Raw genomic sequence first — 13,999 nt, forward strand, 5'->3', positions numbered from 1 at the left:
CCCGTCAGGAGGGCTCCGGCCGTAGAGATCTGTGCAGGGCGAGGGAGCAGAGAATGATCGCGACGCCTGCGAGGACTATCGCCATGTGCGGGGAGGTCAGCTCGGCGGCCCCGCCCACCAGGGCCGCGCCCAGCGCCTGGCCCGTCATCATCCCCGCCGAGGACAGGCCGAAGGCCTGGCCCCTGAACGGCTCGGCCACCGCCTCCACGAACCTTCGCTGCAACCCGAGCTCGTAGGAACTCCCCGCCGTCGCGAGCAGCATGAGCAGCGCGGCCCCCCAGAACACCGGTTGGACGACGAACACGAGCAGGGGAACGCCCGCCGCCACCGCGAGCGGCAACGCCAGCCGCTCCCTGCCGGCGGGCGAGACCAACCGGCCGACGGCGAGGTTTCCGGCCGCCAGGCCCACGGACGAGGCGGCGAGCGCGATCCCCGCGGTGCCTCCCAGATAGGGGACCAGCATCGCCTCGGCGCCCGTCACGAACGATATCGGCAGCCACTGTGCGAGGAGCAGGCCGCGCACCCGCGCGTCCACCATCAGGGTCCGGTTGACTCTCAGGGTCTCCCGTACGGCACCGCCTCCCACGACCCGGGCGGGAGAGCCCTCAGTCTCCACGCTTCCGGCGGAAAGGCCTTCCCCCGCACCCGGGACGGGGAAGTCACCGGCCTTCGCGCTCCGGGCGGGGAAGTCGGGCAGGCCGAAGCGCAGCACCACGACGGCCACCGCGGACAGCGCGGCGGTGACGGTCAGCGCCCCCGCGGGACCGGCGGCGGCGAGAATGCCGCCGCCCACGGCCAGCCCGCCGATCTGCGACCCGGCGGCCGTCATGGACAGCACGGACCTGCCCAGCACGAACGCGTCACCCGGCAGCAGATCGGGCAGGAGGGCGCTGCGGGCCGCCCCGAAGACCGGTGAGAACAGCCCGGTGACCAGAACCAGCGCGAGCAGCGCCCAGACGGGCAACCCGGCGAAGGCCATCAGCAGGCAGGTCACCACCCTGAGCAGCTCACCGACGATCATCAGTATGCGCGGCCGGATCCGGTCGGCCAGCGAGAGCAGGAACGTCCCGCCGACGATGTAGGGCAGGAAGCCCAGCGTGTACGTCGCCGCCGACAGGCCCGGCGAGCCGGTCCGCGCGTAGACCAGTGCCGACAGGGCCAGCATCTTGACCTGGTCACCGGCCACGAGAAGGGCGAAGCTTCCGAACAGGACCCGGAACTCCCGGTTCGCGAAGACCTCCGTGTAGGTCGCACCGCGCTCTTGTGTGGTCATGAGCACGATGCTGGAGGCGCCCGGAACGGCTGGCTAAGCTTTCGGATATATCCGAAAGGTCGTCAGATGGTCTACCGCATCGAGGTCACTCCGCAGGACGTCATGGCCAGCAGGTTCGCCATCTCCCCGCTCATCGTGACCAAGCACGCGCTCTGGATCCTGTCCGGGAAGAAGGAGGCCGGAGAGTGGCAGGCGTGGGCGGGCCGGATGCGGGGACCGTACGAGAGGCTGCTGCTCACGCACCCGGGGCTGGGTGCCCTGGTGACGCTGTTCCGTGACAGGCACTACAACGCCGACTTCCCCGCGCCGCCGCCGATCGGGGTGAACAGCCCGTTCGAGACGGAACTCGCGGTGGTGCGCGCCACTCCGGTGGCGCAGGCACACGACGAGATCGCCAAAAACCTGGAGGGGATGCCGCGTCCCAGTGAGTCCGTCAGGGACGTGCTGTTCTCCCCCGACGTCGTGGAGCTGTTCGCCGAGGCCATCAGGGCGATGTGGGAGGAGATCGTCGCCCCCGCGTGGCCGCGCTTCCACGCCATCCTGGAGCGGGACGTGGTTCACCGGGCGGGCCGCCTGGCGACCTACGGCTGGGCGGCGGCGCTCGACGATCTCAACCCGCGGATCCGGTGGCGTCCCGACGGCGTCATCGAGGTGCGTGCGAAGAGTCCGGACGAGACCCATCGGCTCGACGGACGCGGGCTGCTCTTCGTGCCGACCGTGTTCCCCGCGGGGGTGGGCTCCTATCTGGAGGACCGCTGGCCGTACGCGATCAGCTATCCGGCCCGGGGCACCGGCATTCCCCACGAGACGCCGGACGGCCTGGCCGGGCTGATCGGCAGGACCAGGACCCTGGTCCTGCTGGAGCTGGCGACCCCGGCGACCACCACCCAGCTCGTCAGCCTGCTTGAGCTGGGTCTCGGGACCGTGGGCGGCCACATCTCCGCCCTGCGCAGAGCGGGTCTGGTCACCGGGAGCCGCACCGGTCGCGGTGTCCTGTATCACCGCACGGCACTGGGCGACTCCCTGGTCGACCCCTCGGGACTCCGGCCATGAGACCGCGTGCGTCGACGCCCGCACATGCGGGGTGAAGCCGTCGGACGGAGCCCTGACGGGGATGCCGGAGGGGCTCCGGCCATGAGACCCCGTGTGTCGACGCCCATACGCGCTGGATGGAGCCGTCGGACAGGGCCATGACGGTGATGCCGAAGGGGCTCCGGCCATGAGACCCCGTGTCTCGACGCCTACACGCGCTGGATGGAGCCGTCGGACAGAGCCATGACGGTGATGCCGAAGAGGCTCCGGCCATGAGACCCCGTGTCTCGGTGCCTACACGCGCTGGATGGAGCCGTCGGACAGAGCCATGACGGTGATGCCGAAGTCCTGGATGGTCGCCGACAGCTCGGCGGGCGAGAGGCCGGGGGCCACGACGACCAGGGCGCCGTGCATCAGCGCCAGCCCGATCAGGGTCGTCATGGCGAGGCTGCACACCAGGGGCCAGGTCACCAGGAGGACGTCCGACTTCTCCAGCGCGGCGAGCCTGTCGAGGGCGTGCATCCGCATGATCAGATCCTGGTGGGTGAGCACGCCCCCGTCCTCGGTCAGCAGCGCGGGCTGAACGGCCGGGTCGAGGAGCGGCAGCGGGACGGATTCGAGCAGCAGCAGGTCGGCGAAGTCGACGGTGTCACGGGCCGGTCCGAACGCGATCACCTGCCGGACCCGGGAGTCCTCGGCGGCCTGCAGTGACGACTCCGCGAGGCGAGGAGTGGTGATGAGCAGCCGCGCGTCCCACTCGACCAGCAGCTCGGCCATCTCACCGCTCTCGGGGACGATGGGCGCCGCCACGCCGCCCGCCGCGATGACGGTGTGCACCGCCAGGGTCTGGGCGGCGGCGTTGTCCACGTGGATTCCCGCCACCTGGCGCCGCCTTGCCCCCCGTCTGACCAGGCCGGAGGCCCCCCGCGTCACCTCGCCGGCCAGCCGGCGATAGCCGTACACCACTCCGGCGCCGAGATCGATCAGCGCGGGCCGATCACCCCGCCCGTGTGCGCAACCGAACACCGCCTCGGTCACAGTGCACTGGATGGACTGGGGGGTCGGTCTCATTTCGCTGACAGTAGAGTCAGCCTCTTCTCTCGGGCATCGACAAATGTATGTAGATGACTGTGTATTCAAGGTCGTACCTCCAGGTAGCGCGACCTTTCGGGGGAGGCATGGGTTTCGAGAAGGGACCGCGCTTTGCGGAGAATCGGATTCTAGGCAGAAATCTTCGAAGAGAGAGGGTTTAAAGACATTCAAGGAGTGGGTTTCACACAACGCGAGTTCCAGGCAGGAATGGGCTCGGGGATGAGGGGTTCCGGGCAAATACAGGGTTTCAGGGAACGACGCCCAGGGGACGGGCGGGCTCGAGCCCTGCGCGGCTCGAGCCCGCTGTCGCGTGGCCCATGGCCCCAAGTCCCCACCCCTCCGAGGAGACCTCGGCCGTCAGGAGGGACACGCGACGCTCCCTCATGCTCGGCCGAGACACCCGGGATGGTGTGAGCCCTCATACGGACCACCTTCATGGTCGGCAGTCCGCGGAGGGCTGGACGTCATCGGTCGAACACCAGGAAAACGTATGGCCAGCGGTGGGCCCGGCACATGCTCCGGACTGCGTATACCGAGATGTATCTCCGTGACCGCCGATATGTAGTTCCGATGTGTAGACGTTCCCTGCCCCAGGCGCGTCCTCTCCGCCCGGGCGGTACGCCTTCCATCGCGCCGGCGACCGTTCGATCCCCTTTCGGCCCTCTTTCGCGCCGAACCCGTACCGCAGGCACGTACGGCGAGCGCATACGCCGGACCCGTACGGCGGGCACGCACGGCGCGGCCGCGGAAGGCGGATGCGCGGGGCGGACGGCCGGGACGTCTCAGGAGCGGTTCTGCTCGATGACCCAGGTGGCGACCTGGGTGCGGGAGGAGAAGCCGAGCTTGGCGAGGATGTTGGCCACATGCCGGGCCGCGGTCGCGGGACTGATCACCAGATCGTCGGCGATGGCCTTGTTGCTCATGCCTCTGGCGATCAGCTCGGCGATCTCCCACTCGCGGCAGGTCAGCGTGGTGAGCGGGGCGACGACCGGGTTCCTGCCGAGCAGCAGGGACGTCTCGGACGGCTCGTCGAACTGCAGCGCGTAACGGACCGCCTGCTCCTGGGACATCTCCTGGCCGTGCGCCCACAGCTGGGCGACCAGCGCCTCGCCGAGCCGTACGCGGGCGGGCTGGAGCAGCTCCTCCATCCGCGCGCCGAAACCGGGCGGCAGCACGGCGCCGCTCATCGCGCTCCTGATCGCCGCGGAGGCCCCCGCCAGGCGCACCGCCCGGCGGTCGTCCTCCTCGGCCAGCGCGAGCTGCGCGAGTGTCTCGATCCGCCGGGCCACGCCGAGTCGCTGGCCCGTGCCCAGGCAGAGCCTCAGACTTTCGATCAGCCTGACGCGGGCGGTGGCGAGGTCACCCTGGACCAGGGCGATCCTCCCCAGACCTGACAGGCACGTGATGGCCTGCCAGTGGGCCGTGATGTCCTGGAGCAGGTCGAGGGCCCGCTCGTAGTGGGCGCGCGCCTCCACGAGGTCGCCCCGGAGCCAGGCGACCTGGGCCAGCCCGATGAGCGCGACCGGGGCGGCCCAGTGGTTGTCGAGCTCGTGGGCGATGGCCAGCGCGGCCTCGAAGGAGCGCTGGGACTCCTTGGCCCGCCCCTCCGACAGCGCGAACGTCCCCTCCATGGAGCGGATCACCGTCTCGTGCCACGGATCGTCGACCGTGCGCACGGCCTCCAGCGCCTCGTCCAGGAGAGACCTGGCCCTCTCCGGCCGGCGCTGGTAGATGGCCACCCAGGCCAGGATGGCCAGCGCCCCGCTCAGCGGTCCGTTCAGGCCGGTCTTGCGGCAGAGCTCGACGGCGGCCGTGCAGGCGACCTGCGCGGTGTCGGGATCGCCCTGCCCGAAGGCCACCTGCCCGCGCAGCGCGAGGGCGTCACCGCGCACCCGCGGGGTCAGCTCCGTCGGCTCCACGTCGAGCAGCCGGTCAAGCCACTCGTCGGCCGGGGTGAACCTGCCACCGGCGATGATCGGCCAGCGCAGCAGGACGAGGAGGCGCAGCGCGTTCTCCGGGTCGTCCGCCTCGGCCGACCAGCGCACCGCCGCCCAGACGTTGGAGTGCAGCTCGTCCAGCAGGACCAGCATCGGGCAGATCTCCGGCCAGGTCGGGCGGGGCCGCCGGACGATCATCTGATGGATCCGGGCGGCGACGTCGATCATGTGATCCCGGTGCCGTCGCCGGAACTCGGGCTCCTCGCCGGAGACGTCGAGCTGCTCGGCCGCGTATTCGCGGATCGTCTCCAGCATCCGGTAACGCGTCTCGCCCGCCACCTCCGCGTCGGCCAGGACCAGGGACTTGTCGACCAGGTCGCAGAGCACCCCCAGGACGTCTTCGGCCCACAGGCCGTTGCCCGCGCAGACCTGCTCGGCCATGTCGAGCGTCCATCCTCCGGTGAACACCGCCAGCCGCCGCAGCAGGATCCGCTCGGGCTCCTTGAGCTGCTGATAGCTCCAGTCGACGGTCGCCCTGAGCGTCTGCTGCCTGGCCGGGGCCGTCCTGTCACCCGCCGACAGAAGCCGGAACCGGTCCCTGATGCGGGCGTTGATCTGCTCCACGGTCAGCACCCTGCACAGCGCGGCGGCGAGCTCGATGGCGAGCGGCATCCCGTCGAGCGCCTCGCACAGGCCGACGACGTCGCCGGCGTTCTGCTCGGTGACGACAAAACCTCGCGAGGCCGCGGTGGCGCGGTCGACGAAGAGCCGCACCGCCTCGCTGGTGCCGAGATCCTGGCCACCGCTCCTGGGCAGGGAGAGCGGCGGCACCCGCCACACGGTCTCCCCCGCCACCCGCAGCGGCTCCCGGCTGGTGGTGAGCACGCGCACCTGCGGGCAGACGGTGAGCAGCGTCCGGCAGAACAGGGCGGACTCCTCGATGAGGGACTCGCAGTTGTCGATGACCAGCAGCAGACGCCGGTCGCCGAGCGCGTCGATCAGTGTGTCGGCCAGCGCGCGCGACGGCTCGGGCTTCACCCCGAGAACGGCGGCCACCCGGGGTGCGATCAGGTCACCGCGCACCGCCTCCGCCAGCTCCACCAGCCAGACGCCCTCGGGAAACTCCTCCGCCACCTGGGAGGCCACCCGGACGGCCAGCCTGCTCTTGCCGATGCCGCCCGCTCCGCACAGGGTCACCACCCGAGCCACACTCAGCAGCTCGATGAGTTCTTCCACGTCGGCTTCCCGCCCCACGAAAGCGTTGGGTTCGAGGGGGAGGTTGCCGGGGGCAACGGAAGCGTGTGTGGTGTCCTGGGTCATCGGCTCTTAAATAGGTCGAGGGTAGAACCGTCACAGAAAGTGTGACATCAATTACCGAAGCATGCCCGGGCTTGGACCTATTTTTTAATGCGGAGATCATCTCGGCCTCCGGTATACCTTCGTGATAGTCCCCATGCGGACCCGTCCCGACCATCCCCGCCCTTACAGAAAGACCGGTGCCGGGGATCTCCGGACCCCGCGATAACCCGCACGGAAACCAGCTCCACCATCCCCAGTCCTCGCGATACCGCACCCGGAATTCGGCTCCGGCTCGCGGCAATCCGCGCCGACGGGCCCGCTCTGTCCGTCCCCGGCCATCCGATGGCGGATTGTCGGTACGGCGATTCACACTGCTCCTATGCCCGACACTCCCCCGAAAGCCCCCTCCAAGCCCCCCGAACCCTCCGAACCCCCTGGACCTTCCGAGCCCCCGGAGCCCGCTCCCGAGCTCGGCGAGCTCAGCCTCTCCGAGTGGCACGCCCACGTCGGCAAGATGACGGGGGTCAGCTTCCTGACCATCGCCCGGCGGCTGCCCGCGCTGGTGTCGCAGGCCGTACGGCTGGCGTGGCTGGCCGACCCCCGTGACACCACCATCACGATCAGTCTGAGCCTGATCTCCGGGGTGTTCACCGCGTTCGGACTGCTCGCCACCACCGGCGTGCTGTCGGCCCTGTTCGCGGCGGGGCCGACCCCGGAGCGGGTCATGGACGCCCTGCCCAGTCTGATCATGGTGGGCGTGGCCGCCACCCTGCGCACGCTGACCCAGGCAGGCGCGGGCTGGGCGCAGTCCCGGCTGGACCCGCAGGTCAGCCGGATCGCCGAGGAACGACTGTACGGGCTCACCAGCCAGGTCAGCCTGGCGGCCTTCGACGACCCCGACTTTCACGACGCGCTCCAGCGGGCCAGGGCGCGGGGGGTGGCCATGGCGGACGTGGTGGTCGGCACGACCATCAACGTGCTGACCGCGATCATCGGGATCGCCGCGGCGGCGGGCGTGCTCGGGGTGCTCCACCCCATCCTGCTGCCACTGCTGGTGCTGGCCGTGCTGCCCGACGCCTGGGCCGCGATCCGCTCGGCGCGGATGCGCTACACCACCATGTACGCGCTGATCCCCGCGATGCGCCGTAAGTGGATCATCGCGGAGCTGCTGGCGGAGCGCGAGGCGGCCGCCGAGGTGCGCTCGTTCACCATGCGGAGCTTCCTGATGCGGATGTACGACGTGGTGGCCACGGCGGAGCAGTCCATCCTGCTGAGCCTGGCGCGGCGGCAGACGTTCGTGAAGATCGCCGGGGAGGCGCTCGGCGGGATCGGCACGGCCGTCGTCTACGTCGCCCTGGGCGTGCTGCTGGCCGTGGGCGCGGTGCCGCTGGCCGTGGCGGGCACCGCCGTACTGGCCATCCGTTCGGGCCAGACCTACCTGGCCAACCTGATGTACGCCACCAACCGCCTCTACGAGGAGGGCCTCTACTTCACCGACTTCCTCGACTTCTGTGCCGACGCGGAGAGCCGGCTGGGCTCCGGGCGCCCGGAGAAGGCCCCAGAGACATTCGAGCGGATCACCGCCGAGGACGTCGTCTTCACCTACCCCGGCTCCAGCGCTCCCGCGCTCCAGGGGATGTCGATCACCATCGACCGGGGCGAGGTGATCGCTCTTGTCGGCGAGAACGGCTCGGGCAAGACCACGCTGGCCAAGATCCTTTCCGGGCTCTACGAACCGGACAGCGGGCGGGTCCTCTGGGACGAGACCGATCTGGCCGACGTCGACCCCGACCAGCTCCGCCGTCACATCGCGGTCATCGCCCAGGACCACACGCGCTGGCCGCTGAAAGCCAGGGACAACATCAGCATGGGCACCGACAAGGGCGAGAGCGCCCTGATCTCGGCGGCCGAGGTCGCGGGCGCCGACCAGGTCGTCGCCGAGCTGCCCCACGGCTACAACACCCTGCTCGACCGGCGCTTCAAGGACGGCCACGAGCTGTCCGGCGGCCAGTGGCAGCGGATCGCCGTCGCCCGCGGCTTCCACCGCGACGCCCCGCTGCTGATCTGTGACGAGCCCACGGCCGCCCTCGACGCCCGGGCCGAGGACGCCCTCTTCACCCGCATCCGGCAGCACGCCGACGGCCGTACCGTCCTGTTGATCACCCACCGGCTGGCCAGCGTCCGCTACGCGGACCGGATCTACGTCCTGGACCACGGCAAGGTCACCGAGCACGGCACCCATGACCAGCTCATAGAGCTCAACGGCCTCTACGCCGACCTCTACAACCTGCAGGCCGCCGCCTACTCCGCCTGATCATCCCGTACGGCCCGCATGAGGGCTTTTGCGATCCGCGGAGCCCGCCCTCCGCCTGATCGTCCGGCACGATCCGCATGATGGCCTTCGTGATCCGCGGAGCCCGCCCTACTCCGTCTGATCGTTCAGCACGGCTTCCATGATGGCCTTCGCTATGGGAGCCGCCACCTGCCCGCCCTGCCCGCCGCGCTCCACCAGGACCCCCACGGCCACCTGGGGATCGTACGCCGGGGCGAAACTGGTGAAGACCGCGTGGTCCTGCTGGGAGGCGACGTTCTCGGCGGTGCCGCTCTTCGCGGCGACCGTGGTTCCCGGGATGGCGGCGGCGGTGCCGGTGCCGCCCGGTTCGGTGACGGCGACCATCATCTGGGTGAGCCGCTCGGCCACGCTCGCGCTGAGCACCTGTCGATACTGCGACAGTTCGGTCTCGTCGATCACCCTGCCGTCGGAGAGCCGGACCTCCCGCACGAGGTGGGGACGCATCAGCACGCCGTCGTTGGCGACCGCCGCCGCCATCATCGCGATCATGAGCGGGGTGACCCGGTCGTTGAACTGGCCCAGCGCCGACAGCGCGGTCTGCGCCTCGTCCATCCCCGACGGATACACGCTTCTGGCGACCGGCATGGGAACGGCCAGGTCGTCTGTGCCGAACCCGAACGCCTCGGCCTGCTCGCGCAGCGCGTCCTGGCCGAGAGCAGTGCCGATCTTCGCGAACGGCGTGTTGCACGAGAGCTTGAACGCGTACAGCAGCGGGGGGTTGCCGTCACCGCAGGAGGCGCCCCCGAAGTTGCGCAGGTAGGTGTTCGTGCCGGGAAGGCGGAAGGAGGTGGGCGCACTGACAGGGGTGTTCGGATCGTACTTTCCCGAGCTGAGCGCCGCCGCCGAGGTGACGACTTTGAAGGTGGACCCGGGCGGATAGTTCTGCTGGATCGTCCGGTTCAGCAGCGGGTTGCCGGGATCGTCCTGCAATCGCTTGTCCACCCTGCCGAGCTTGACGGTGTTGAAGGTCGTGTAGGCGTTCGGGTCGTAGGAGGGGAAGGACACCATGGCCAGGATCTCGCCGGTCTTCGGGTCGATCGCGACGGCGGCGCCGGGCAGTCCCGTGTCGCGCAGTCCCTCGTAGGCGGCCCGCTGCGCCCGCCGGTCCACGGTGAGCCTGAGCGTGGCGCCGACCCGGGTGCCGTCCACCAGCCCGCGCACCTTCACCCGGGGGTCGCTCCCGGACAGCACGGCGTCCTCCGCCTGCTCGATGCCGCCGGCGCTGTAGAGCGAGACGTATCCGGTCACCGCCGCGTAGAGCGGGCCGTTGGGATAGAACCGCCGGTATCTGTACCTGCTGCCCCCGGCCACCCGGCTGGTCGCGATGACCGTGCCGTCGTGGAGCAGGATCTTGCCCCTGGGGCTCTCGAAGCGCGCGATCATCGTCCGCAGGTTGCGTGGATCCTCGTTGAGCCGCTCGGCGTCGATCCCCTGGAGGTAGGTCGTCTGAGCGAGCAGCACGAACAGCATCCCTCCGCACATCAGGGCGACGTGCCGCAGGGGGATGTTGATCCGGCGTGCGCGTGGTGCAACCATGGCCCCTCTCCCGATACCGGTTTAACAGCCGGACCGAAAAGGGGCTCTCGCCCACGGGCAAAGCAGCCGTACGGCTTCTAGTCGACCACCGAACGGTAGTATCCGATCTTGCTCCGGATCACCGCCTGTTTCTCGCGCAGGTTGTCGACCTGGGCCCGTACCCGCTGGTCATGGGCTTCGAGCAACGCGATCCGCTCGCGTACCGTGTGCTCGCCCGCACGGGTCAGCTCCGCGAACCGGATCATCTCCACGATCGGCATCCCGGTGTCGCGCAGGCAGCGGACCATGCCGAGCCAGCCGACGTCCTCCTGGGTGAACCGACGCTGTCCGGCCGAGTTGCGACCGATGGACTTCAGCAGGCCGATCCGCTCGTAGTAGCGCAGCGTGTCGAGGCTGAAGCCGGTCTCCTCCACTACCTGTCCTGGCGTGTACACACTCACATCTGGCAGCATCCCACCTGGAGTGCACTTCAGGTCAAGTCACGCGATTCCGGCAGTGCGCGAGCACACGCCCGGCACCGCCCTCCGGGCATTCGCCGTCATTCCGGGGACCGCCCGGCCCGCCATGGGACCGTAAGAGCCCGAGGCACTCACCGCCGTTCCGGGACCGCCCGGCCCACCATGGGACCGTAAGAGCCCGAGGCACCCGACGTCATTCCGGGGACAGATGCGCGGACAGGTAGCGGCGGACCAGGTGTTTGCACTCGGCGATCAACTCGGGGTCGCCGTCGAACCGGGAGCGGAAGGCGAGCTTGAGCACCGCGTCGGCGGCCTCGACCGCGACGACCAGCGCCCGGTCCAGATCCGGCCCGATCGGGACGCCGAGCATCTCCACCGTGATCCCGCGGAGCCGGTCGGCCACGATGACGTTGTTCTCCAGCGCGGCGTCGAGCATCCGCTCGGTTCCCTTGAGCGCCGGACCGCCCGGTGCGACGAGCACCTCTCCGAAGTCGACGACGGCGAATCCCGGCGTCGACCGCTTCATCGCGACGAACTCGTCGATCGAGAGATCCACCATCTCGGTCCAGTCCGACAGCTGCGTGCTCCCCAGCCTGCCGATGATCCGGTTGAGGAACGCCTCCAGGTTGCGTAACGCCAGCGCGCGCACCAGTCCGTGCTTGTCGGAGAAGAACTGGTAGAAGGTGCCGATGGGCACCTCTGCGCGGCGCGCGACCTCCTTGGTGGTCAGTGCCTCGTAGCCGACCTCGTCCAGCAGTCGCGCGCACTCGTCCAGCATGCGCTCAACCCGTTCAAGGCTGCGGCGCTGAGCGGGACGACGGCGCAGCGTTCCTCCGGAAGCGTTCGTCATCACTCCATCATCCACCACGCGGGCCTACCCGGGTTAACATGAGCCACACTCACGCATGTGGAGGTCGGGATGTTCCTGTGGGGTACGGCTACCGCGTCCTACCAGATCGAGGGTGCCGTCGCCGAGGACGGCCGGGGCGTCTCGATCTGGGACACCTTCACCCGCGAGCCCGGCAGGGTGCGCGGCGGGGACACCGGGGACGTGGCCTGCGATCACTACCACCGCTGGCCCGAGGACGTCGCGCTGATGAGCGATCTCGGGGTGAACTCCTACCGCTTCTCCATCGCCTGGCCGCGGATCCAGCCCGACGGCAGGGGCGAGGCCAACCCGGCGGGCCTGGACTTCTACGACCGGCTGACGGACGCGCTCTGCGAGAAGGGCATCACCGCCGCGGCCACGCTGTTCCACTGGGACCTGCCCCAGGCCCTGGAGGACGAGGGCGGCTGGTTGAACCGCGACACCTCCTACCGCTTCGCCGAGTACGCCGCCATCGTGGCCGACCGGCTCGCCGACCGGATCCCCATGTGGATCACGCTGAACGAACCCTTCATCCACATGGTGTACGGCTACGCGCTGGGCAACCACGCCCCCGGCAGGGCCCTGGTCCTGGACGCGCTTCCGGCGGCCCATCACCAGCTGCTCGGGCACGGCCTCGCCGTACGGGAACTCAGGGCGCGGGGCGCGGAGAAGGTGCTGATCACCAACAACTGCACGCCGGTCTGGCCCGCCTCCGCGGACCCCGCCGACCTGGCCGCCGCCGACGCCTACGACACCCTCCACAACCGCCTGTTCAACGATCCGGTACTTCTCGGCACTTATCCGGATTTATCGGCGTATGGGGTGAGCCTCGACTGCGTCAAGGACGGCGACCTCGACCTGATCGGCACCCGCCTCGACGGCATCGGCGTCAACTACTACAACCCCACCCGGATCACCGCCCCCACCGGCGAAGGCCTTCCCTTCGAGGACGCCGGTATCACCGGCTATCCCACCACCGCCTTCGGCTGGCCCGTCGTCCCCGACGGCCTGCGCGAACTTCTGGTCGGCCTCAAGGCGCGCTACGGCGACGCCCTCCCCCCGGTCTACGTCACCGAGAACGGCTGCTCCCAGCCCGACGACGTCGGCCCTGATGGAACGGTCGACGACCAGGCCAGGATCGCCTACCTCGACGGCCACATCAAGGCCGTGGAGAAAGCCGGGGCCGAGGGGGTCGACGTGCACGGCTACTACGTCTGGTCCCTGCTGGACAACTTCGAGTGGGCCGAGGGCTACAACCAGCGCTTCGGCCTGGTACACGTCGACTTCGCCACTGGGACACGCACCCCGAAGGCGTCCTATCACTGGCTCGCACAACGGATATCGCAAGGTTGAGAACGGGCCCCGCCCACCGGCTCACGCAACGGATCTCACGAGACCGAGAACGGACCCCGCCCACCGACTCGCACAACGGATCTCACGAGACCGAGAACGGACCCCGCCGATCCCGCCTGCCTGGACATCCGCCCCCGCGGATCGCACGGCCCGCCGGCCTCGGCGCCCTACGCCGAGAGCAGCCATCCGACGACGACCGAACCGACGCAGCAGAACAGCGCGCCAAGCAGGACGAGCATTCCGCGGCGGATAAGCGTGTACTTCATATCGACGATGACACCCAGCCGGCGAACCTGCCCACCCAGGAGGTCGAGGTTCTCGCGGGCCTCCCCGCTCAGGCCTCTTCTCTCAATTCCGGAAATCGCCCGTTCGGTGAAATCACGGAGATAGGCACGAGTGGGTGCCACCCGCACGGCCATGCTCGCAGAACGCGGGTAAATCGCCCGGCCAAGACAGAGGACAGCGAGAGAGCATAATCCCACCCCGGCCCACCAGAGCCATTCCACCGCGTCGGGGATACTGCCCGGCCCCCACCGTCCGCCGAGCGACCCGCCGATCACCGCGCCGGCCGCCACACCGATGGCGGCCAGGAGAATCGCCGCCTTCTGGTCGGCACGGCCGATCTCGGCACGGGCTTCGGCGAGAAGCGCGAGCAGCAGTTCGAACGACTCGCCTTCGGCTTTCTCCGTTGAATTAGAACTGGACTCCCGAACCGACCTGAAAAGGTTCTCCAACAACGTCATGAATACAGCTTAAGATCGTCGATCAGAGAGCTGAATGTACATTTACGCACACGGA

At 69.3% G+C, this 13,999-nt stretch carries 10 protein-coding genes; 3 read left to right on the plus strand and 7 right to left on the minus strand.

All coding sequences use genetic code 11. The features are described 5' to 3' along the window. Positions 1-4: 4 nt before the first annotated feature. Positions 5-1,273, minus strand: coding sequence for an MFS transporter (locus DKM19_RS38310; protein ID WP_110706287.1), 1,269 nt, complete (start codon positions 1,271-1,273; stop codon positions 5-7). Between the two features lie 66 nt (positions 1,274-1,339). On the opposite strand from DKM19_RS38310, the gene DKM19_RS38315 reads away from it, so the two are divergent. After that, on the plus strand, positions 1,340-2,326 hold the full coding sequence (locus DKM19_RS38315) for a winged helix-turn-helix domain-containing protein (RefSeq protein ID WP_110702644.1): 987 nt from the start codon (positions 1,340-1,342) through the stop codon (positions 2,324-2,326). A gap of 273 nt (positions 2,327-2,599) precedes the next feature. Here the strand turns inward: DKM19_RS38315 and DKM19_RS38320 are convergent, their stop codons facing one another. Next, a complete protein-coding gene (locus DKM19_RS38320; protein WP_110702645.1) occupies positions 2,600-3,376 on the minus strand; it encodes an AMP-binding protein in 777 nt (258 codons plus the stop codon). 803 nt (positions 3,377-4,179) lie between these two features. After that, on the minus strand, positions 4,180-6,654 hold the full coding sequence (locus DKM19_RS38325) for a tetratricopeptide repeat protein (protein ID WP_110702646.1): 2,475 nt from the start codon (positions 6,652-6,654) through the stop codon (positions 4,180-4,182). Positions 6,655-7,012: 358 nt separating this feature from the next. Between DKM19_RS38325 and DKM19_RS38330 the strand changes: the two genes are divergently transcribed. Then, positions 7,013-8,947, plus strand: coding sequence for an ABC transporter ATP-binding protein (locus DKM19_RS38330; RefSeq protein ID WP_110702647.1), 1,935 nt, complete (start codon positions 7,013-7,015; stop codon positions 8,945-8,947). A 108-nt stretch (positions 8,948-9,055) separates the two neighbouring features. On the opposite strand, the gene DKM19_RS38335 is transcribed toward DKM19_RS38330, so the two are convergent. From DKM19_RS38335 to DKM19_RS38345, 3 genes are all read right to left on the minus strand, one after another. Next, positions 9,056-10,522, minus strand: a complete 1,467-nt coding sequence (locus DKM19_RS38335) for a penicillin-binding protein 2 (protein WP_110702648.1) — start codon at positions 10,520-10,522, stop codon at positions 9,056-9,058. A 77-nt stretch (positions 10,523-10,599) separates the two neighbouring features. Further along, positions 10,600-10,956, minus strand: a complete 357-nt coding sequence (locus DKM19_RS38340) for a MerR family transcriptional regulator (RefSeq protein WP_239513815.1) — start codon at positions 10,954-10,956, stop codon at positions 10,600-10,602. 217 nt (positions 10,957-11,173) lie between these two features. Beyond that, positions 11,174-11,830, minus strand: a complete 657-nt coding sequence (locus tag DKM19_RS38345) for a TetR/AcrR family transcriptional regulator (protein WP_110702650.1) — start codon at positions 11,828-11,830, stop codon at positions 11,174-11,176. A gap of 69 nt (positions 11,831-11,899) precedes the next feature. Between DKM19_RS38345 and DKM19_RS38350 the strand changes: the two genes are divergently transcribed. Continuing rightward, on the plus strand, positions 11,900-13,201 hold the full coding sequence (locus DKM19_RS38350; RefSeq protein WP_110706288.1) for a GH1 family beta-glucosidase: 1,302 nt from the start codon (positions 11,900-11,902) through the stop codon (positions 13,199-13,201). A gap of 167 nt (positions 13,202-13,368) precedes the next feature. Here DKM19_RS38350 and DKM19_RS38355 read toward each other — a convergent pair whose 3' ends face one another. Next, positions 13,369-13,944, minus strand: a complete 576-nt coding sequence (locus tag DKM19_RS38355) for a Pycsar system effector family protein (RefSeq protein WP_110702651.1) — start codon at positions 13,942-13,944, stop codon at positions 13,369-13,371. Positions 13,945-13,999: the final 55 nt, after the last annotated feature.

It is taken from the genome of Streptosporangium sp. 'caverna', assembly GCF_003203775.1.
Classification (GTDB): domain Bacteria; phylum Actinomycetota; class Actinomycetes; order Streptosporangiales; family Streptosporangiaceae; genus Streptosporangium; species Streptosporangium subroseum.